Origin of the sequence: Legionella maioricensis, assembly GCF_023618015.1 — a bacterium.
In the GTDB taxonomy this organism is placed as follows: Bacteria; Pseudomonadota; Gammaproteobacteria; order Legionellales; family Legionellaceae; genus Legionella; species Legionella maioricensis.
The window spans coordinates 120,127-138,117 of record NZ_JAJKBJ010000003.1; the positions used below are offsets into that span (position 1 = coordinate 120,127).

A 17,991-nucleotide genomic window follows, 5' to 3' on the forward strand; every position below is an offset into this window, starting at 1 on the left:
TCTTTAGTGAGCATCTGATTTAGAGTCCGTTTTGCCTAATAACCAATCAGCATTAACTTCCAGCTCCTGAGCTAAAATGGTTAACAAAGTTGCGTCAGGAGTGGTACTTCCATTAAGTAGTGCTTCTGCTTTAAATTTAGGAACTTTAATGAGCTTTGAAAGCACCTCTATTCGTTCAATAGTGGTTTCTGGTGCTCCGATATTATCCAGTTCTTTGTTAAGTCGCTCTGAAAATCGTTTATTAAGCATCTGTCGCTCCTAAAAATGCTCTTGTTCCATCGATAAAGAGTTCAAGAGTCATGATGAATGAGTACATATTTATTTGATATAGCATAAAAATGGAGTTTTGCAATATTCTGCTTTTTATGAGTATTAAACAAGGAGGCTAATACGATGCCTTAATATTCTGAAATTGAGTATGTATAAGATGGATGATAAATGAGCTTAAGATAATGAACATACCTAAGGCCAAACTCAAGTATACTGGATAGATAAAAATTATATTTTTTTCTCTTAGTTGTGTTGTCTGTAAAAAATATACCGGACAAGATTATTTTTTTGCGGTACTCAGATTTTATACTGCATAAGCTATTTGATTTGTAGTAAGGGTTTAGTACTGCAGAAATAATCTGCAGTACACTGGGTAATCAATGCAAGGGCTGGGAGCATTCATCTGCCGATTAGAATGAAAATAGCGGCGGCTAATGCAACAACGCCAATAATAGCGGAAGGAATAAGTACACCCAAGGCAATAAATGCCACCAGGATTAAGTAGACAGCAAGAAGAATAAAACCAATATTGTTAATTAATCTCATCAAATCATCCTTTTGAAAATACTGACAAATTTAGTCGGTTCTATTAGAGCAATTGTTCTGCGCTATAACATAGTACCTTACCTTGTTTTGTAATAATGAGCAAAATAAAATAGTAGGTATTTGTCCGGGTGGTAAATTAAAACCATAAAAATCAATAAATAAACTTATTTTAATTCTGATTGAAATTCGTAAATTTGATTGACGCTGGGTTACGGTCATGTAAAATCGATCCTGTTTTTGTAATATAACGGTTACTCCCATATTATCAATGCCGTCTTAGGGACGTTTAAAAACGTAGTAATTGATGTTGGAATTAATGGAACATAGAATGTATAGGATAAAACATGCTCGAAAAAGCAGTTTCCCAGTATCCATGTGATCTTATTTTATTTGGCACTTTGGGTGATCTATCCTGTCGGAAATTATTGCCTGCATTATATCAATTGGAATGTGCTCGTCTTCTGCATGCAGATACTCGTATCATTGGATGTGCTCGAGAAGAGTTAACCCTATTTGCCTATCATGGTTTGCTTCAGTCTAAAATTCAGGAGTTTTTATCAGAACCCATTAATGAAGCTGTTTGGCTACGTTTTATTGCTAAAGTGACCTATTTCCAATTGGATTTGACTCAATTTGATGATTATCAAAAATTAGCAGAATATGTAAACCCCTCTGAACGGGTAGTGATTTCTTATTTTGCAATTCCTCCTTTTTTATATGCGCAAGCTTGTCTGGGGCTTTCTCAGGTTGGCTTAAATAAACATCCTTCGCGGGTGGTTTTGGAGAAACCCATTGGCCATGATCTGGCCTCTTCAAAAGAAATTAATAATCAGGTCGCCCGTTTTTTTGCTGAAGATCAGATTTATCGCATTGATCACTATCTTGGAAAAGAAACGGTATTGAATCTTTTAGTACTTCGTTTTGCTAATTTAATTTTTTCTTCAAATTGGGATCATCAGTTTATTGATAAAGTGAAAATATCTGTTGCTGAGGAGATAGGCGTTGAAGGACGCTGGGATTACTATGATCAATCCGGGCAAGTTAGAGATATGCTGCAAAATCATTTATTACAAATTTTGTCTTTGGTTGCAATGGAACCCCCTGTGGATCTTTCCGCAGAAAGCATACGTAATGAAAAGTTAAAAGTACTTAAGTCATTGCGGATGATTAATAAATCCAATATTCAGGATCATGCGGTTCGCGCTCAATATGTGGGTAATGTTATTCAAGGTAAAGTAATACCTGGATATTTGGAAGAAGAGGGAGCGAATCAAGGTTCGACGACGGAAACTTTTGTTGCCATTAAAGCCTATATTGATAATTGGCGTTGGTCAGGCGTCCCCTTTTATTTGTTGACCGGTAAAAGATTAGCTAAAAAGCAAAGCGAGGTAGTGATTTATTTTAAATCCCAGCCCCACAATATATTTGAACAAACCAAAGAAGAATTATCTCCTAATCAATTAATTATTCGCCTGCAACCTGATGAAGGGGTTGAGGTGAGAATTATGAATAAAACACCGGGTCTTGGTGAACGAATGGAGTTACGAGAAACCAAGTTGGATTTAAACTTTAACCATCACTTCAATACCCAGAGAATTCCTGATGCCTATGAGCGATTATTATTAGAAATAATGTTAGGAAATCAGTATCTCTTTGTCAGTCGAGAGGAAATAGAACAAGCTTGGACATGGATAGATAGTATCAAAACTGCCTGGGAAGCGGAGCAAGCCCCCCTCTATAGTTATGCATCTGGTGCATGGGGGCCTGCTGAGGTCCGTCGTTTATTCAGTGAGCAGGAATACATCGGGGATGAGCAAAATGCAATTTCATAGTTTCGAAGATGCAAACTTACTAAATAGCACTCTGGCCCAACAAATTAAAGAAGTTTTAGAAAATGCCGTGAAAAAGCGAGGGCATGCTTATTTAGTAGTATCGGGAGGAAAAACTCCTGTTGAATTATTTAAGATTCTAGCGCAAACCAAGATATCTTGGGATAAGATTACTATCACTTTAGCTGATGAGCGTTGCGTAGATGCTGAGCATAACGATCGCAATGAACGTTTGGTTAAGCATTTTTTATTACAACATGAAGCACGAAAAGCAAAATTTCTTAGTTTGTACGATGAGCACATTCATAGTGCAGAGAGTTTGCAGAAAACAACGTATGCTATAGCTTCTTTGCCTACCTTTGATGTCGTGATTTTAGGAATGGGGGAGGACGGTCATACCGCTTCATTATTTCCCTGTAGCAATGAATTAGCTCAGGGCCTGGATGACGATGCTGGTGCGGTACTCTTCGTTACACCACAAACTGCACCTCATCAACGAGTCAGTTTATCAAAAAAAAGACTGCTTGATAGTCGGGTAATTTTCTTACATCTGGTCGGTCAGAAAAAACGTTCTGTTTTTAATCAGGCATTGGCGGAACATAATCCAATGCTCATGCCGGTTAGTGCCTTTTTAAATAATCTGAATGCTAATGTGCAGGTGATGTATGCACCATAATGAGGAAGACGTATGCATCCAGTCGTAGCTCAAGTTACTGCTAATATTAACGAGCGTAGTAAAAAAAACCGATTACTCTATTTGGAGCATATTGCCAAAGCTCGAGTAAACGGCCCGCAACGCAGTCGCCTTCATTGCGGTAACCTGGCCCATGGTTTTGCGGCCTGTGCCAAACAGGACAAGGCCAGTTTACGAGGTGGAACCAAAGCAAATATTGCTATTATTTCTGCTTATAATGAGATGTTATCAGCACATCAACCCTACGTAACCTTTCCGGAGCTTATTAAAGAAACTATTGCTGCAGCTGGCGGTGTTGCTCAGTTTACCTCGGGTGTTCCTGCCATGTGTGACGGTATTACTCAAGGTCAGCCGGGAATGGAATTAAGTTTATTAAGTCGTGACGTTATTGCCATGTCGACAGCTATTGGCTTGTCTCATAATATGTTTGATGGCGGTCTGATGCTTGGTATTTGCGATAAAATCGTGCCAGGTTTACTGATGGCCGCCCTAAGTTTTGGTCATTTACCGTTCATTTTTGTTCCAGCAGGCCCTATGCCTTCAGGCATATCCAATCAGGAAAAAGCACGAATTCGTCAATTATATGCCGAAGGAAAAGTAGATAAAAACGTGTTATTAGATGTAGAGGCTGCCTCATATCATTCGGCAGGGACCTGTACCTTTTACGGAACTGCAAATTCAAATCAATTAATCGTTGAAATCATGGGATTACAATTACCCGGCTCTTCATTTATTAATCCCAATACTCCTTTGCGCGATGAATTAACCAAAGCGGCTGCACGTCAGGTACTTTCTTTAACTGATTTAAGCCGCGATTATATGCCCATCGGCCAGATGATTGATGCAAAAAGTATTGTGAACGGTATTATTGGCCTATTGGCTTCGGGAGGTTCAACCAACCATACGATGCATCTTATCGCTGTAGCATCCAGAGCAGGATACTCTGTTAATTGGGATGATTTCGCCCAGTTATCTGCCGTGACTCCTCTGATTACCAAAATTTATCCCAATGGCCAGGCTGATATTAACTATTTCCAAAGAGCAGGGGGTATGGCCTATTTTATTCGAACTTTATTGGAAGCTGGGTTATTACATCAGGATGTGAACACGGTTATAGGTTTTGGTTTGGATAAATACACGCAACAACCCTTATTAGATAATGAGCAATTGGTCTGGACTGAGGGACCTGAAGTCTCGCACAACCCCGATGTTTTAACCTCGGTTTCTACCCCCTTTAAAGAGCAAGGAGGATTGCAAGTATTAACTGGTAATGTGGGACGAGCTGTAATTAAAACCTCAGGTCTTGCCGATGGGAGAAATGTGATTGAAGCTCCTGCGGTCGTCTGTGCTAGCCAGGCTGAGTTTGAACAAATGTTCGATGCGGGGTTGCTGGATAAGGATTGTGTCGTCGTGGTCCGCTTTCAAGGGCCAAAGGCCTGTGGCATGCCTGAACTTCATCAATTAACTCCAAAACTGGGAGTCCTTATGGATAGGGGATATCGAGTTGCTTTGGTAACCGATGGTCGCATGTCTGGTGCCTCAGGGAAAATTCCTGCTGCTATTCATGTCACCCCAGAAGCCATAGATGGTGGTTTGATTGCCAAAATTGAACCGGGCGACATGATTTTAATAGATAGTGAGCGCGGAATTTTACAGGTTTTAGTTTCTGAAGATGAGCTTGCAACGCGTAACAGTGCAACGATGCAGAGTACGGAGCATTTGTACGGAATGGGGCGCGAGCTTTTTAGCAGCTTAAGAGCTCAGTTCACTGGGGCAGAGCAGGGAGCATGTAGTTTATTTATGGGAAAAGAGTCTTATTATGATGCATTATGAACTGAACCAGTATGCCATTGTGGCTGACATTGGTGGAACTTTTGCTCGTTTTAGTCGTGTGAACCTGGAGAATTTGCATCTGGATAAAATTGAAATTTATTCCTGTGCTGAGTTTATTAGTCTTGAGTCTGTTTTAATGACCTATCAAACCCAACACTCACTGCAAGAAATAAAACAAGTTGCCATTGCCATTGCTTGCCCTGTGATTAATGATGTAGTTTGTATGACTAATTGTCACTGGCATTTCTCCATTCAAGAGTTACAACACCGCCTTGGTTTATCAAAACTAAAAGTGATTAACGATTTTACTGCAATTGCCATGAGTCTGCCTGCTTTGGCGCAACATGAGGCCATTCAAATAGGAAACGGACATTCAGATGTAAACAAAACCAGAGTGGTGTTAGGGGCTGGAACTGGTTTGGGTGTGGCTTATCTTGTTCCTGATCAGCAAGGATATAAAGCGTATGCAGGAGAGGGAGGGCATGCGGATTGGGGGGCGCAAACTGAGCAAGAGTGGTTTATTTATTCCTATTTAAAAAATACCTATGCCCATGTCTCCTATGAGCGGTTACTATCAGGGCAAGGATTGGAAAATTTATATCAGGCTATAGCCGCATTTCGTAATAAGGAAGTGGCGCCTTTATCCGCTGCGCAGATTATTGCTTTGTCTTTAGAGCAACAGTGTCCTATTGCCAAAGCTACTATAGGACAATTTTTTGCAAGTTTGGGAGCCTATGCCGGTGATTTGGCTTTAACTTTGGGGGCATTTGGTGGGATTTATATTGCCGGTGGCATTGTGCCGCGTTTGCTTTCTCAGATTCATCACAGTGATTTTAGAGCTCGCTTTGAAGATAAAGGACGCTTTAGTGGCTTTAATACCTTAATTCCTACTTATGTCATTACGACAGAGCAGCCCGGGATATTAGGCGCGGCAGTCTATTTAAAACAATCTTTGGTAGGAGAATTTGATGTCGTTTCCTGATTGGAGCTTGTCTCCTGCTACAGTATTTTCTGCTTCCCCAGTAATACCGGTTATTGTGATCAAGGATTTGGCTCATGCCGTACCCTTGGCTAAAGCGCTGTTGGCTGGTGGAATCAATGTTCTTGAAGTAACGCTAAGAACTGCTGCAGCTTTAGATGCTATTCAATTACTCACTCGAACATTTCCTGAGGCATTAATTGGGGTGGGTACAGTGACTACTCCTGAGCAATTACAACAGGCCATCGATGTGGGCGCTAAATTTGCAATTAGTCCTGGACAAACCCATGCCTTATTAAAGGCGGGATGTGAAAGCGGTATCCCTTTGATCCCTGGAATAGCCAGTGTTTCCGAGTTGATGGAAGGTTTGAGCTTGGGTTATACCCATTTTAAATTTTTTCCCGCGGCAGCAGCAGGAGGAGTAGCGATGTTAAGGGCAATCTATGGACCTTTTCCGCAAGCACGATTTTGTCCGACAGGCGGTATTAATGAAAAAAATTATAGTGATTATTTAGCCTTACCCAATGTGGCTTGCGTTGGCGGATCATGGATAGTTCCTGATGAAGCCATAAATAAAGAAAATTGGGCATTGGTCTCCGCATTAAGTAAGTCGGTACAAAAAGAGTTCTCCTAAATTCAGTAATTGAATCTTGTTAAGAAGTCAGAGTGGTTTATCAAGGAGTGAAATATGGCATGGATAGTTGCGATCATTGGGTCTGTCGCTGGATTTTTGTTTGGTTATGATGAAGGCATTATTGCAGGCTCTTTAGATCTGGTAAAAAATCATTTTGATCTGACCGCAACCCATATTGGGGTTATGGCTTCTGCTTTACCTTTCGGAGCTTTATTTGGTTCGATGCTGGTTGGGGCTTTTATGGCGTCACGAGGCGTGAAACGTTTTGGCCGACGCTCCCTATTGTCCTTTGCAGGCTTTCTTTTTTTCTTTGGGGCATTAGGTGCCGGATTTGCGGGTTCGATTGTGGTTTTAATTGTATCTCGGTTAATTCTTGGTCTTGCTATTGGGATGGCATCGGTGATGACCCCCCTGTATTTAGCTGAAACAGCGAGCATTGAGGCTCGAGGTGCCGTGGTTGCCATTTATCAATTAGCACTGACCATTGGGATCGTTTGTTCTTATTCCGTGAATTATCTTCTTATTGATCATCATGCCTGGCGTGCTATGTTTGCTTCAAGCGCATTGCCTGCCTTGATTTTAAGTATTGGCATTTTATTTATGCCTGAATCACCAAGATGGCTATGCAGCATCGGGCGGCATGATGAAGCGGTAAAGGCGTTAAGAAAATTACGTAAGAGTCAGTTTATTGAACACGAATTACAGGATATCGAACAGACCTTGGCTAATGAACCCAAGAAAGGTAATTGGTTATTGTTGTTTAGGAAACCTTTATTGCCCGTACTAATGCTTGGTACGATCCTATTTTGTCTGCAACAATTAAGTGGGATAAATGTCGTCATTTATTTTGCCCCGGAAATTTTTAAAAATTTGGGATTAGACAGCGCCACGGGGCAAATATTGGCCACGATGGGAATTGGCCTGGTTAATTTATTGGTGACTGTGATCGCTATTTTATGTGTTGATAAAGTGGGGCGCCGTAAATTGCTGCTGTTCGGTTTTTCTGGAACGGGTGTAAGTTTATTAGCCTTATGTTTATTTTCATTAAATCATGTGGTCTGGCTTCCCTATTTATCGGTAATTTGCTTAACCGTATATATCTTCTCATTTGCCATTAGTGTGGGTCCTATTCCTCATATCTCAATGGCAGAAATTTTCCCTCTCCATGTTCGGGGAGCAGGAATGGGTTTATCTTCCATGAGTAATTGGACTTTTAATACGGTGGTTATTTTTAGCTTTCCTCTCCTCCAGGGAATGTTTGGCATTGAATATACCTTTGCCTTATATGCTGCAATCTGCTTTTTCGGTTTAATTTATACTTATTTTTATATGCCGGAGACAAAGAATATCAGCTTAGAGCAGATTGAAAATTATGTGATGTCGGGAAAACCATTAAGGTTTTTGGGGCGAGAGCAAGGGCATCTGGAGTCAGGTAGTACTAAACTGGACTCTCCATTGGTGCCTTCATCTAATTAATAATTAGAACTTAATTGCGCGTTAGCATGGGTGAAAGTGAAGCTTTTATTCAGGGATAAGATGTCATTAATAATATTAGGAAGAGGTCGTATCAATTAAGCCCGGTTTTATCCGGGCTTTTCTTTATTAGTAGCCGAGTGTCTTTTCCAGTTTTTCTCTTAAATCAACAGCTCGCAGAACAGAAACATAACTCCAGGTCAGTGATGCTGCACCCTGTTGAATACCTGTATTTAAGTTAATCTGCTCATTTAAATACATTTCAGGAGCATATTTTTTGATAAGTCTTAAATAGTTATCACCAATATGCAGGTATTTCATGATCAGCGGCTTATTCTCCGGAGTTAATGCTAATTTTTCAGCCAGGGTGAAATAATATTCGGCCATAGTAGCAGTCAAGATAAACCAGGGATTGCCCAAACCATCATTGCGGTAACCGTCATAGGTATCGCCTGGATAACGACCGAAAAGAATCGCGCCGGGATTATTTTTATTAATCGGGAACAATAAATTAAATTGTTGGTGTAAGGCTTTAACTGTATTTTTAACCAGGATGTTTTGCGGCGAGAAAAGGCCTTCTGTTTGCTGATTCATCAATACCCCTAATATAACTGATGAATCAAGCTCCAATGTTTTTTGTGGGCCGGCGTGGGGCGGTAAAGTTGCCTGGATCAGGTGATTAATTGGATCAATGTGTTGTTTTAACCGGCTATTAATTAAGTTCGCTTGTTCTTCATAAAAAACAGCGGCTTGTTCGTCATTAAGACGGCGCGCAAGAGTTGCTCCATCTTTTAGCGCTTTCTTTTGCGCTATGGCAGTAAAAAAGTGGTGGCCCAATACTTCTTCCCACAGATCGAAATTTTCATCTTGCCAATGGTGTGCCGTATATTCCAAGTCCACTTTGATGGCGCCCATAGTGTAGGGATCCATACCGCCATTATAAAGATGATTACGAACATATTCTTCATCATGATGATCTAATAATTGGTGAGCAAAGCGAATTAATGTAGACGCTCGTAAAGCGGGGCCGTCATTTTGCGGTCTCCCCCATGGCCCATCGAAAGGATATCCAGTGATATAAAACTTAGGTTCACCTAATATATCTTGTCCTGGAAGAGGATCATTTTGATGTTGGATGGTTTCCGTCCAGGAAACATAATGATATAAACGATTTTTATATTCGCTTGCTTGAGTGGATTCATACCATGACTCTACCAATCCCATCGTTATAGCAGAATCACGTACCCAGTCAAAATAATAGTTTGGATTGGGAATTTGTTGTGAGGGGGAGGCGATAATGGCTCCATTGGGGATAAAATTTGCATAAAGGTGCTGCTTTAAAATAGCAACGTCTTCCTGATTGAACACTGCCCCTATTGCTTGCGACACGATAAAAGTCATTAAAAAAAAGATCCGTTTCAAAATAATCTCCATAGATAAAAAGTGATAAAAAACAAAGCGATTTATGATACCGCAAATGAAAAAAGCTAGCTATAGTGCTTTAATGTTGTTGGCATGCATCTGTCTGAGGGGGTAATAATCATTATTAAATTAGAGGAATTATGATACGTTAACCCATTTTTCATCAGTCTAGATATAAAGTAACAAATGGAAGGAGGCCCGAGTAACTATCCTTTAACTATAGTGGCAATTGCTTTTATCCACTCGGGGGCATCATTCAAAGAGGGAATCATAGTGAATTGCTCCCCACCCAGTTTTTCCCATTGTTCTCTGGCGCGCATTCCTATTTCCTCCAGGGTTTCTAAGCAGTCGGCAACAAAGGAGGGACAAGAAATCGCCAGCCTTTTAATTCCTTTTGCGGCAAGTTCAGTAAGTACTTCTTCGGTATAGGGCTTTATCCAGGGAGTTTTACCTAGTCTGGATTGGAATGCGGTGCTGTATTGGTTCGGACTCAATCTTAATTCTTTTGCCAATAGTTGGGTGGTTTGGTGACATTGCGCTTTATAGCACCCCTGATTATTTTTCGAGATTGGTGGGCACTTTTCAGTACATACTTTTTTGCATCCTGCTTTGCGAATTTGGCGTTCTGGAATTCCATGATAACTAAATAATAGATGATCGTGCTCGTGAAGATGTCTTTTAATGATTTGTGCTTGGGACGTGATATATGCTGGATGGTGGTAGAAGTCTCGGATGATGTTAAGAGAGGGAATAACCTCTTGAGTAGTGATGATCCGCATGACTTCCTCTATTGAGGAGCCTGTTGCTGCGGAAGAATACTGTGGATATAAAGGGAGAACGGTAATGGACTCACAGTCTTTTAAATCATGAATCGCGCTTGTTATGGAAGGTTTACCATAACGCATGCCCAAGGCAATTTTATATTCTGCGCCAATCGTTTTTTGAAGATGATTCGCTAAATTTTGACTGTGGAATAATAAGGGGGAGCCTTGCTCAGTCCATATCGTTTTATAGGCATGGGCCGATTTTTTTGCTCTCAAGGGTACAATTAAGGCATAAACCAATAAATACCGAATCAAGGGCGGTATATCTATAACCCGCTTGTCGGTAAGAAATTCGCGCAAATAACAGCTTACATCAGCTAAACCCGTGCTATTAGGAGTGCCGAGGTTAATGAGTAATAAACCACGCTTCATCAATAAGGCCAATCATCAATTAAAATGACCATTATATCTGAAGATAGCATGCGCAGCAGCACAATTATTTACTGAGATGCTGCGTCATAATGTATTACTTTATTTAATTAAGCCGTTTCTACTTCTGTGGCCTCGGTCAGGGCAACGACGTTAGAGGCATGAAGTCCTCTTTCACCGTTTTCCACATCATAAGTGACCGCTTGTCCTGGAATTAGTGTTTTGTAACCAGTGCCGTGAATGGATGAGAAATGAACGAAAATATCTTCGCCACCACCCTCCGGAATGATAAAACCCCAACCCTTGGCGTTATTAAACCACTTGACTTCGCCTCTAGCCATGACTCCTCCTTTTGCTAAAGCTTATCAATCGTCGACTGGTATTTAGTACCAGCAGATCAATTGCATTCGTCCTTAAATGACAATTGTTAATGCCTATTTTTATAATAGGTTACTTCAACATAACGCAAAATAGGTTCATTACTCAATAGGTTTATTAAAATTTATCCAATAGGAATGAAAAATCAGTGCAGAGGTTGAAATTTACCTTGGGTTGCTCCTGTATGAATCCAGTCATGCCACTACAATTTAACTGCAAAGTTTATGTTAAAGTTTAATCTTTGTTACCTACTTTGTTACACTACTTGAGAAATTATTCTGGGGGTCTATCTTGTTTTCTATTGATGAGCGAATTCAATCTACTGGTTTTTCTCTTGGCGATTGGCCTTTATCGCGAGTTTTCTTGAAGAATGAGGCTTGCTATCCCTGGTTTATATTGGTTCCCAGAAGAGCCAATATTCAGGAATTATATCAACTGGACAGAGAAGAACGACAGACGCTGATAGAGGAAATCAACCACTTGTCTCTTTTAGTCAATGGGTATTTTAAACCAGATAAGCTCAACGTGGGGGCGTTGGGTAATGTAGTTCCTCAATTGCACGTGCATGTGGTGGCTCGATCTAGAAATGATGATCTATGGCCACAGGGACTTTGGCAATCTTCAATGCAAGCAACGCCTTATGATGAAAAAAAATTAAAAGGCTTATTGCCTATTTTACAAGACTTAATCCAATTGAAGGGCCAAGAAATCAGTTAAGGCAAGAATGATTGGGGTTATTATTATCCCTATCCTTTTCAATAAACAGAAAAAAATTTGTTATTCTTAATAATTCCTTAAGTTGTTTTATGTTATCTTGATTCTATAGATGTTTCGTAAGGAGTCCAGATGACCATTCATAGTACTTCTAAAATGTTGGCAAGTATGGTGGGCAAAAGTAAGCCGAAAAGCGCTGAGACAGTGGATCAGGAGCTAAGAGAGTTTTCTGAGCCTCAATTAAAGCCTTCTCAGGAAATGGAGCATCTCCTTGCAAATATTCTTGGAGCTTCTGCTACCAAGAAATATTCTCCGATGGATTAATGTTCGCCTGATCGGATAACAAAATCTGATATGTTAATTAAGTATTGAAGATACTCAGGTGCTAAAGGCCGTTTTTAGGTATATACTTTTTTTATGAACATTTTTTGTTTAAGGTTTGGATATGGCTGGAGAATTTGCTGCGACAGCACATTGGCGAGATTCTGCACGTAGTGCTCGTTTTTTTATAGTTGATGCCCGAGCTGCCTTTCCGATTTTTTTATTTTTAATGCATATAAGAATATGGACAGGTGTATTGGTAATCGTATCGGCTATATTTTTTGGCATTATTGAGCATTACGGCTTTACAGTGCCTGTTTTTTTACGTTGGATCAGAAGTTTTTTAGCAGGATCTGTCAAGTCTTCGCAACCATGGTGGAGATAAATGGAACGAGATCTTAGTAAATGCATGATAGCAATTGCGACAAGTATGAATGCAAAATTCTATCTCAATGATAGATTCGTTAGTCACGAAGAAGTTTTTGTAGATACCGGATTATTGCCCGCTATAGCGAAACGGGCGGATCAATTGTGTTCCCTGTGCTTAGGTTATGGATTAGGGGCAACATTTGATGAGGCTGAAGGAGCATTACTGGGGATACGAGTTGTATTTGATGAGGTAACCCCAAATGTTTTGCGGTTATTGTGTATGACTGACGTTTTGAATGAGTTAATTCAAGGTGGTCCCAGTAAAGATTACACTCCCTTGGATGAGTTAATGTATGACTAAAAAATATGAGTTCAATAATTATTGTAAAGAATTCGAAAGATATTCACCGTACCATTAATGTAGTGATTTAATTTGTTACACTGAACTTAATAAAATAACATGTTTGGAGTTGTAGAATGGCAAATGATGACAGTGCTTCCAATAGATATGGTTTTCTTAAGCCAGCACATCAGCCTGCGCATCGCTCTACGTTAAGTCGACCAGGAGTAAGCTCTGAATTTGTTCATAGTAAAATACTTGATCGTGTAGAGAAATTAATCGCAAGTATAGAACAAACTGTTAAAAATACGATTTTAAAACCTGATACGCCTGCAGCACCTGGACGAACGTCAGGATCTGAATCAATAGGATCTGAATCAATAGGATCTGAATCAATAAAAGAACAACTGCAAAGTATAAAGACTGATTCTCCAGATTATAAACAGGAAGGTATCATGGTTTTAAGAGAATGTGTCTCCCTGGTAGACGGACAATTAAACAACATAAACCATAAATTGAATCCCTAATTTATCACGTTAAAAACAATTTCTTACGCCGCATTTTGCTAAATGCTGTTATACTTCATTTATATTCTTTTTAATTTTGGGTGTTGTGCCCTATGACTATAAAGTATTAATGTTATGAAAGATCAACTCTCTGATGAACAAAATGAGGCTATTTTAAAGGCATTGAATGATGCTATCGAAAAGGGACCATGGGAGCAGTCAACTTTTCTGAGAGTAATTGGCAAGAATTTAATTGAAATACGTGATGACTTCCTAAAGCAATTAGGAGCAAACAGTCAAGCTCAATTAAAAGCCGAGTCTCATTTAGCTAATCGCATTGCGTTGAGAAGTGGTCAGCAGGAAGTATTTATTTCTTTGTACTCCTCCGACGGCATTAATATCCAATCTTGGGAGCGAATCGTCTATAATTTGCCCAAGCAAATGATTTCCAGGCCAATTTATGCTGATGAAGAAGACGTCAAGGCCGTATTAAAAACTAAAGAAAATAAGCAAAATGAAGCCTATGTCGCTATATACATTAATCAATCGGATATTCTGCCTCTTTCGCAGGATAAAGCATCTGTAGATAAATTAGGCAAAGTGTTATTAAGTTTAAAGGATAAATCACTAAATTTAGATAATATCAGTCGTTTTGTCCATATAAGTGGAATTTATCGATATGCTAATGGACGTTTAGTGAAAAATTGATGATTTATTTTCTTCTTTAGAGCTTCATATCCTCCTAACAACATCAGAATGTTTTATAATTTATGAATAGCACGTGAAAATATCGCAAAAAGATACAAGAGCGGTATATACTTGAACTAAATAATCTTATTAAAAGTTTGCAAAGATGGCTCAGCAACAACAACCACAAGGTTCCGATAATGGGATGGCTCCAGTATGGATTATCATCCTGCTATTTTTTACTGGTTATGTTATCTGGGTAACAGGTCATCAACATATTGTTAAATTTGTTTTTTTTATTAATATCTGGCAGGCCAAATTTCTTAATTTATTCCTAAACAACCAATTATTAAGCAATCAAATTAGTTTGATGCAAACCATAGATCCCAGAACAGTGGGATGGGATGATTTAGTTGATATGACTCGGAGCGTAGGCGATTTCATGCGCTATCCAGTAGTCTGTATTATGGTTGTTTTGGCTATAGTCCTTTATAAATCAAATATAACTTTAAAATTTCGTAGAGCCCATGATATGAAGAGTTTAAGAGCTCAGGAACAGTTCAATTGGCCTGCCATCATGCCTGTTATTAAAGAAGATTTAGTGAGCCAAGATGTCAATAAGGGACCGTGGGCTATGGCTTTGACCCCTATGGAGTTTGCTCGTAAATATAAATTGCTAAGAAAAGATGATGTCTTGCTGGATAATCCCATACCGGGTCAAGAGATGACTGCAGGAGTTAGGCGTGGGGATGCGAAACGTGTTTTTACCATGCAATTAGGACCTTATTGGGATGGATTTGAACATTTGTCTCCCCAGGCTTATGCCTTAGCTGCTGTTTTTATGGCACGAATGAATAGGGACAGGGACGCTGCAAGTAATATTTTAAAAGTGTTGGATCAAACTTTCGTAGCCGGGAAGCCTGATTTTTCTGTAGCCAAACCCATAATAAAAAAATATCAGGATAGTGAGTTAGTACAGGAAGTGGTGAGTAAACATGCCTATGTGCTAACCGTAATGGGTTCTTTACTCGAGGCGGCCCGTAACGATGGAGTGGTTCCCAGCTCAGAATTTTTGTGGTTAAAGCCTGTAGATCGGCGATTATGGTATATGCTTAATTGTATAGGGAGACAAACTCCTTATGCTGAAGTTGGTGGGCCTTTTGCTCATTGGCGCGCTGAGAAGGAAATGGGGCGTCGATGTTTGGTACCCATGATAGATGAAGCAATTAGGGCGTTAGAAGTTGCTATTAAAGAAATTAAATTAACACCCCGTCAGATGGAGGAGTTAGAGCCATGATGCGCGGTATTGATACACGTCACGAATTAGATCCGACCCTTCTTTTAAGGGATACGAGAAGCCTTACCCAAAGATTGGCAGATTTTTTTGCTGACCCTACTAATATTTCTATTTTACTTTTTACTCTTGCGGCAATTGCCTATTATTTTTCTGAAGCAGCTACCTCGCTTATGATAATTGGCGCTGTATTTTTTACATATAGTTTTACTCGTAAGCAAAAACTCCCGTTTCGTCTGCCTCAAATTGCGCGTGTGAAAGATTATAATGATTTAAAGCCCGGTATTAATAAACCTAATATCGCTCGAGGTATTGCTTTTTTTGGTAACGATCGGAAGAGTGGAGAGGAGTTGTGGTTCGCTAATGATGATATGCGTACCCATGCGTTAATTTTTGGCTCCACCGGTAGTGGTAAAACGGAATGTTTGGTATCACTGGCTTATAATGCTCTGGTTCAGGGCAGTGGATTTATTTATGTGGATGGAAAAGGAGATAACTCGCTTTATGCTAAAGTTTTTTCTTTAGTGAGAAGTATGGGGCGCGAGGATGATTTGCTGTTAATTAACTTCATGACTGGCGCCCGCGATATAGTTGGTCCGCAAGAAAAAAGATTATCTAATACTTTGAATCCTTTCTGCCAGGGTTCTTCCAGTATGTTAACGCAGTTGGTTGTCAGCTTGATGGGTTCCTCTCAAGGGGGCGGTGATGGGGATATGTGGAAAGGTAGAGCTATAGCATTCGTTGAAGCATTAATGCGCTTATTAGTGTATATGCGGGATGACGGTGCAATCCTTCTAGATGCAAACTCCATTCGAAATTATTTTGATTTAGGCCGATTAGAATCAATAGTTGTTGATAAAGTATTTCCACGTGATGATATGGAAAGTATCAATATAGAGCAAGTTCCCAAGCTCGTAACTGACCCATTAAGAAATTATCTTAATACTTTACCAGGATATAACAAAGAGAAAAAAGGAAAACAAGTATCGCAAGTTTTAGAGCAACACGGCTTTATCACGATGCAGCTGGTGAGAAGTTTCTCATCACTTGCTGATACGTACGGTCATATTATTCGTACTAATTTAGCCGAAGTAGATTTTAAAGATGTGGTACTGAATAGAAGAATTTTAGTGGTTTTATTACCGGCATTAGAAAAATCACCGGATGAATTATCTAACTTGGGCAAGATTATTGTTTCTTCATTAAAAGCAATGATGGCTGCAGGCCTTGGTGAAGAGGTCGAGGGTGATTATCGCGACGTTATTTTACGAAAACCGACAAATGCTCCAACACCATATATGTGTATCCTTGATGAGTATGGTTATTACGCAGTTCAAGGTTTTGCCGTGGTTCCTGCTCAAGCAAGATCCCTTGGTTTCTCCGCTATATTTGCCGGACAAGATTTACCGGCCTTCCAGAAAGCGTCCAAAGAAGAAGCGGCATCAATTGGCGCGAATACAAACATTAAAATTTGTATGAAATTGGAGGACCCCACCGAAACTTGGGACTTCTTTACTAAAACTGCTGGCGAAGCTTATGTTACGAAGGTCGATTCATTCCAAACAAAAGAGGGTGGTATTTCAAACAGTTATATGGATACAAAAAGCTCTTCTTTTGAAAAAAGAGCTCGGGTCGATCTTCTCGATTTAAAAGAACAAACAGAAGGTGAAGCACATATATTTTTCAAATCAAAAATTGTTCGTGCTCGCATGTTTTATGCTAATCCGAAACCAGTCAAGCAATTGAAAATCAATCAATTTTTGAAAGTAGAACCACCTCCTGATGATTATTTGATGAAGTTACAAAAACAATTGGCTTCATTCCAACGAATACTGGATAGTGGTGATTTGAGCATCAATAAAGTAGTAGAAAATGAAGAAATTACTTTAATTACCAAGGTATTACGTGAAACCAATATAGAAGAACCAATAGAGCGTGGAGTTGCTGCATTAATCGCATTCCATGGTTATAACGCGCCTGAGCCTGTTGAAGATTTGATTGAAGAAGAGGTTGAAGGGGCGTTAACTATATTCAGTGGCTTGCGTATCACGCCCAATTCTCCGCCAATTTTAGCTACCGATAAGGCCGCATTTGCAGAATCACTACTTCCAATTAATGAAACCAGAAATCAGATGATGATGATAGAGCGATTGGCTGGAGCTAAAGATAAATACGCTGGAACTGTTGCAAATGAATTGATAAAAGACTTCCAAATGGCTACGAGCTATCCTCCGGAAGAAAGAGATGCAATTGCTCCTGATGAGTTAACGGAAATAGTAAGAGGTTTATCTGCAAAAATTGCATTCGAGCGTGAGAAAGCAAAGAAGAAAAGTGAAGAAGAATTGAAGTAATAATGGCATCAATTCAACGCCAATATATTGAGCTCTAAAATCAATAGGGTTGGACGATTTCCTTATCCAACCCTTTCACTAAATGTTCACATTATGAGCAATGTTCATAAATAAATTTTTTAAAAAAATAGCAATTTTGTTAAATTCATTGTAACGTA

The 17,991-nt window shown here is 39.6% G+C and carries 19 protein-coding genes; 14 read left to right on the forward strand and 5 right to left on the reverse strand.

The genetic code is table 11. From position 1 onward, the window contains the following. Positions 1 to 3: 3 nt before the first annotated feature. The gene (locus LOX96_RS04230) at positions 4 to 249 is read right to left on the reverse strand and encodes a hypothetical protein (protein ID WP_250419460.1); all 246 of its coding nucleotides are present in this window, start codon (positions 247 to 249) and stop codon (positions 4 to 6) included. Between the two features lie 420 nt (positions 250 to 669). Next, positions 670 to 816 (reverse strand): hypothetical protein, encoded by a 147-nt coding sequence (locus LOX96_RS04235; RefSeq protein ID WP_250419459.1) that lies wholly within the window; start codon positions 814 to 816, stop codon positions 670 to 672. 344 nt (positions 817 to 1,160) lie between these two features. Between LOX96_RS04235 and zwf the strand changes: the two genes are divergently transcribed. The 6 genes from zwf to LOX96_RS04265 are packed head-to-tail and all read left to right on the forward strand — an operon-like array spanning position 1,161 to position 8,261. Next, positions 1,161 to 2,648, forward strand: coding sequence for a glucose-6-phosphate dehydrogenase (gene zwf / locus LOX96_RS04240; RefSeq protein ID WP_250419456.1), 1,488 nt, complete (start codon positions 1,161 to 1,163; stop codon positions 2,646 to 2,648). Then, positions 2,635 to 3,321 carry a 6-phosphogluconolactonase gene (gene pgl / locus LOX96_RS04245; RefSeq protein WP_250419453.1) on the forward strand — a complete coding sequence of 229 codons (687 nt, stop codon included), beginning with the start codon at positions 2,635 to 2,637 and terminating at the stop codon, positions 3,319 to 3,321. Before zwf ends, pgl begins: the two co-directional genes overlap by 14 nt. Positions 3,322 to 3,333: 12 nt before the next feature. Then, the gene (edd, locus tag LOX96_RS04250) at positions 3,334 to 5,172 is read left to right on the forward strand and encodes a phosphogluconate dehydratase (protein ID WP_250419450.1); all 1,839 of its coding nucleotides are present in this window, start codon (positions 3,334 to 3,336) and stop codon (positions 5,170 to 5,172) included. Then, positions 5,159 to 6,154, forward strand: coding sequence for a glucokinase (gene glk, locus LOX96_RS04255; RefSeq protein ID WP_250419447.1), 996 nt, complete (start codon positions 5,159 to 5,161; stop codon positions 6,152 to 6,154). Before edd ends, glk begins: the two co-directional genes overlap by 14 nt. Further along, positions 6,141 to 6,785: a bifunctional 4-hydroxy-2-oxoglutarate aldolase/2-dehydro-3-deoxy-phosphogluconate aldolase gene (locus tag LOX96_RS04260; RefSeq protein WP_250419444.1), complete on the forward strand. Its 645-nt coding sequence runs from the start codon at positions 6,141 to 6,143 to the stop codon at positions 6,783 to 6,785. Before glk ends, LOX96_RS04260 begins: the two co-directional genes overlap by 14 nt. 54 nt (positions 6,786 to 6,839) lie before the next feature. After that, positions 6,840 to 8,261 carry a sugar porter family MFS transporter gene (locus tag LOX96_RS04265; RefSeq protein ID WP_250419442.1) on the forward strand — a complete coding sequence of 474 codons (1,422 nt, stop codon included), beginning with the start codon at positions 6,840 to 6,842 and terminating at the stop codon, positions 8,259 to 8,261. A 126-nt stretch (positions 8,262 to 8,387) separates the two neighbouring features. Here the strand turns inward: LOX96_RS04265 and LOX96_RS04270 are convergent, their stop codons facing one another. The 3 genes from LOX96_RS04270 to LOX96_RS04280 form a co-directional block, all read right to left on the reverse strand. Beyond that, positions 8,388 to 9,659, reverse strand: coding sequence for a glycoside hydrolase family 15 protein (locus tag LOX96_RS04270; protein WP_284498312.1), 1,272 nt, complete (start codon positions 9,657 to 9,659; stop codon positions 8,388 to 8,390). Positions 9,660 to 9,886: 227 nt separating this feature from the next. Further along, on the reverse strand, positions 9,887 to 10,876 hold the full coding sequence (hemH, locus tag LOX96_RS04275) for a ferrochelatase (protein WP_250419436.1): 990 nt from the start codon (positions 10,874 to 10,876) through the stop codon (positions 9,887 to 9,889). A gap of 107 nt (positions 10,877 to 10,983) precedes the next feature. Then, positions 10,984 to 11,214, reverse strand: a complete 231-nt coding sequence (locus tag LOX96_RS04280) for a cold-shock protein (protein WP_250419434.1) — start codon at positions 11,212 to 11,214, stop codon at positions 10,984 to 10,986. A 328-nt stretch (positions 11,215 to 11,542) separates the two neighbouring features. Between LOX96_RS04280 and LOX96_RS04285 the strand changes: the two genes are divergently transcribed. The 8 genes from LOX96_RS04285 (at position 11,543) to LOX96_RS04320 (ending at position 17,833) form a co-directional block, all read left to right on the forward strand. Beyond that, a complete protein-coding gene (locus tag LOX96_RS04285) occupies positions 11,543 to 11,968 on the forward strand; it encodes an HIT domain-containing protein (RefSeq protein ID WP_250419431.1) in 426 nt (141 codons plus the stop codon). Positions 11,969 to 12,097: 129 nt separating this feature from the next. Next, the gene (locus LOX96_RS04290; RefSeq protein WP_250419428.1) at positions 12,098 to 12,289 is read left to right on the forward strand and encodes a hypothetical protein; all 192 of its coding nucleotides are present in this window, start codon (positions 12,098 to 12,100) and stop codon (positions 12,287 to 12,289) included. Positions 12,290 to 12,410: 121 nt separating this feature from the next. Further along, positions 12,411 to 12,671 (forward strand): IcmT/TraK family protein, encoded by a 261-nt coding sequence (icmT, locus tag LOX96_RS04295; RefSeq protein ID WP_250419426.1) that lies wholly within the window; start codon positions 12,411 to 12,413, stop codon positions 12,669 to 12,671. After that, complete coding sequence (locus LOX96_RS04300; RefSeq protein WP_250419424.1) at positions 12,672 to 13,016, forward strand: type IV secretion IcmS family protein; 345 nt, start codon at positions 12,672 to 12,674, stop codon at positions 13,014 to 13,016. 116 nt (positions 13,017 to 13,132) lie between these two features. Then, a complete protein-coding gene (locus tag LOX96_RS04305) occupies positions 13,133 to 13,522 on the forward strand; it encodes a hypothetical protein (RefSeq protein WP_250419423.1) in 390 nt (129 codons plus the stop codon). A 114-nt stretch (positions 13,523 to 13,636) separates the two neighbouring features. Then, complete coding sequence (icmQ, locus tag LOX96_RS04310) at positions 13,637 to 14,209, forward strand: Dot/Icm secretion system protein IcmQ (protein WP_250419422.1); 573 nt, start codon at positions 13,637 to 13,639, stop codon at positions 14,207 to 14,209. Positions 14,210 to 14,354: 145 nt separating this feature from the next. Further along, the gene (icmP, locus tag LOX96_RS04315) at positions 14,355 to 15,485 is read left to right on the forward strand and encodes a type IVB secretion system coupling complex protein DotM/IcmP (protein ID WP_250419420.1); all 1,131 of its coding nucleotides are present in this window, start codon (positions 14,355 to 14,357) and stop codon (positions 15,483 to 15,485) included. Next, positions 15,482 to 17,833 carry a TraM recognition domain-containing protein gene (locus LOX96_RS04320; protein ID WP_250419417.1) on the forward strand — a complete coding sequence of 784 codons (2,352 nt, stop codon included), beginning with the start codon at positions 15,482 to 15,484 and terminating at the stop codon, positions 17,831 to 17,833. The genes icmP and LOX96_RS04320 overlap by 4 nt, the downstream gene beginning before the upstream one ends. The last annotated feature ends 158 nt before the right edge of the window (positions 17,834 to 17,991 follow it).

Coding starts and splice junctions, on each gene's coding strand:
- LOX96_RS04290 (WP_250419428.1), top strand. CDS start 12,098: ATGACCATTCATAGTACTTCTAAAATGTTGGCAAGTATGGTGGGCAAA.
- LOX96_RS04280 (WP_250419434.1), bottom strand. CDS start 11,214: ATGGCTAGAGGCGAAGTCAAGTGGTTTAATAACGCCAAGGGTTGGGGT.
- hemH (WP_250419436.1), bottom strand. CDS start 10,876: ATGAAGCGTGGTTTATTACTCATTAACCTCGGCACTCCTAATAGCACG.
- LOX96_RS04300 (WP_250419424.1), top strand. CDS start 12,672: ATGGAACGAGATCTTAGTAAATGCATGATAGCAATTGCGACAAGTATG.
- icmQ (WP_250419422.1), top strand. CDS start 13,637: ATGAAAGATCAACTCTCTGATGAACAAAATGAGGCTATTTTAAAGGCA.
- LOX96_RS04260 (WP_250419444.1), top strand. CDS start 6,141: ATGTCGTTTCCTGATTGGAGCTTGTCTCCTGCTACAGTATTTTCTGCT.
- LOX96_RS04305 (WP_250419423.1), top strand. CDS start 13,133: ATGGCAAATGATGACAGTGCTTCCAATAGATATGGTTTTCTTAAGCCA.
- LOX96_RS04265 (WP_250419442.1), top strand. CDS start 6,840: ATGGCATGGATAGTTGCGATCATTGGGTCTGTCGCTGGATTTTTGTTT.
- LOX96_RS04270 (WP_284498312.1), bottom strand. CDS start 9,659: ATGACTTTTATCGTGTCGCAAGCAATAGGGGCAGTGTTCAATCAGGAA.
- LOX96_RS04320 (WP_250419417.1), top strand. CDS start 15,482: ATGATGCGCGGTATTGATACACGTCACGAATTAGATCCGACCCTTCTT.
- LOX96_RS04235 (WP_250419459.1), bottom strand. CDS start 816: ATGAGATTAATTAACAATATTGGTTTTATTCTTCTTGCTGTCTACTTA.
- edd (WP_250419450.1), top strand. CDS start 3,334: ATGCATCCAGTCGTAGCTCAAGTTACTGCTAATATTAACGAGCGTAGT.
- LOX96_RS04230 (WP_250419460.1), bottom strand. CDS start 249: ATGCTTAATAAACGATTTTCAGAGCGACTTAACAAAGAACTGGATAAT.
- icmP (WP_250419420.1), top strand. CDS start 14,355: ATGGCTCAGCAACAACAACCACAAGGTTCCGATAATGGGATGGCTCCA.
- glk (WP_250419447.1), top strand. CDS start 5,159: ATGATGCATTATGAACTGAACCAGTATGCCATTGTGGCTGACATTGGT.
- zwf (WP_250419456.1), top strand. CDS start 1,161: ATGCTCGAAAAAGCAGTTTCCCAGTATCCATGTGATCTTATTTTATTT.
- pgl (WP_250419453.1), top strand. CDS start 2,635: ATGCAATTTCATAGTTTCGAAGATGCAAACTTACTAAATAGCACTCTG.
- icmT (WP_250419426.1), top strand. CDS start 12,411: ATGGCTGGAGAATTTGCTGCGACAGCACATTGGCGAGATTCTGCACGT.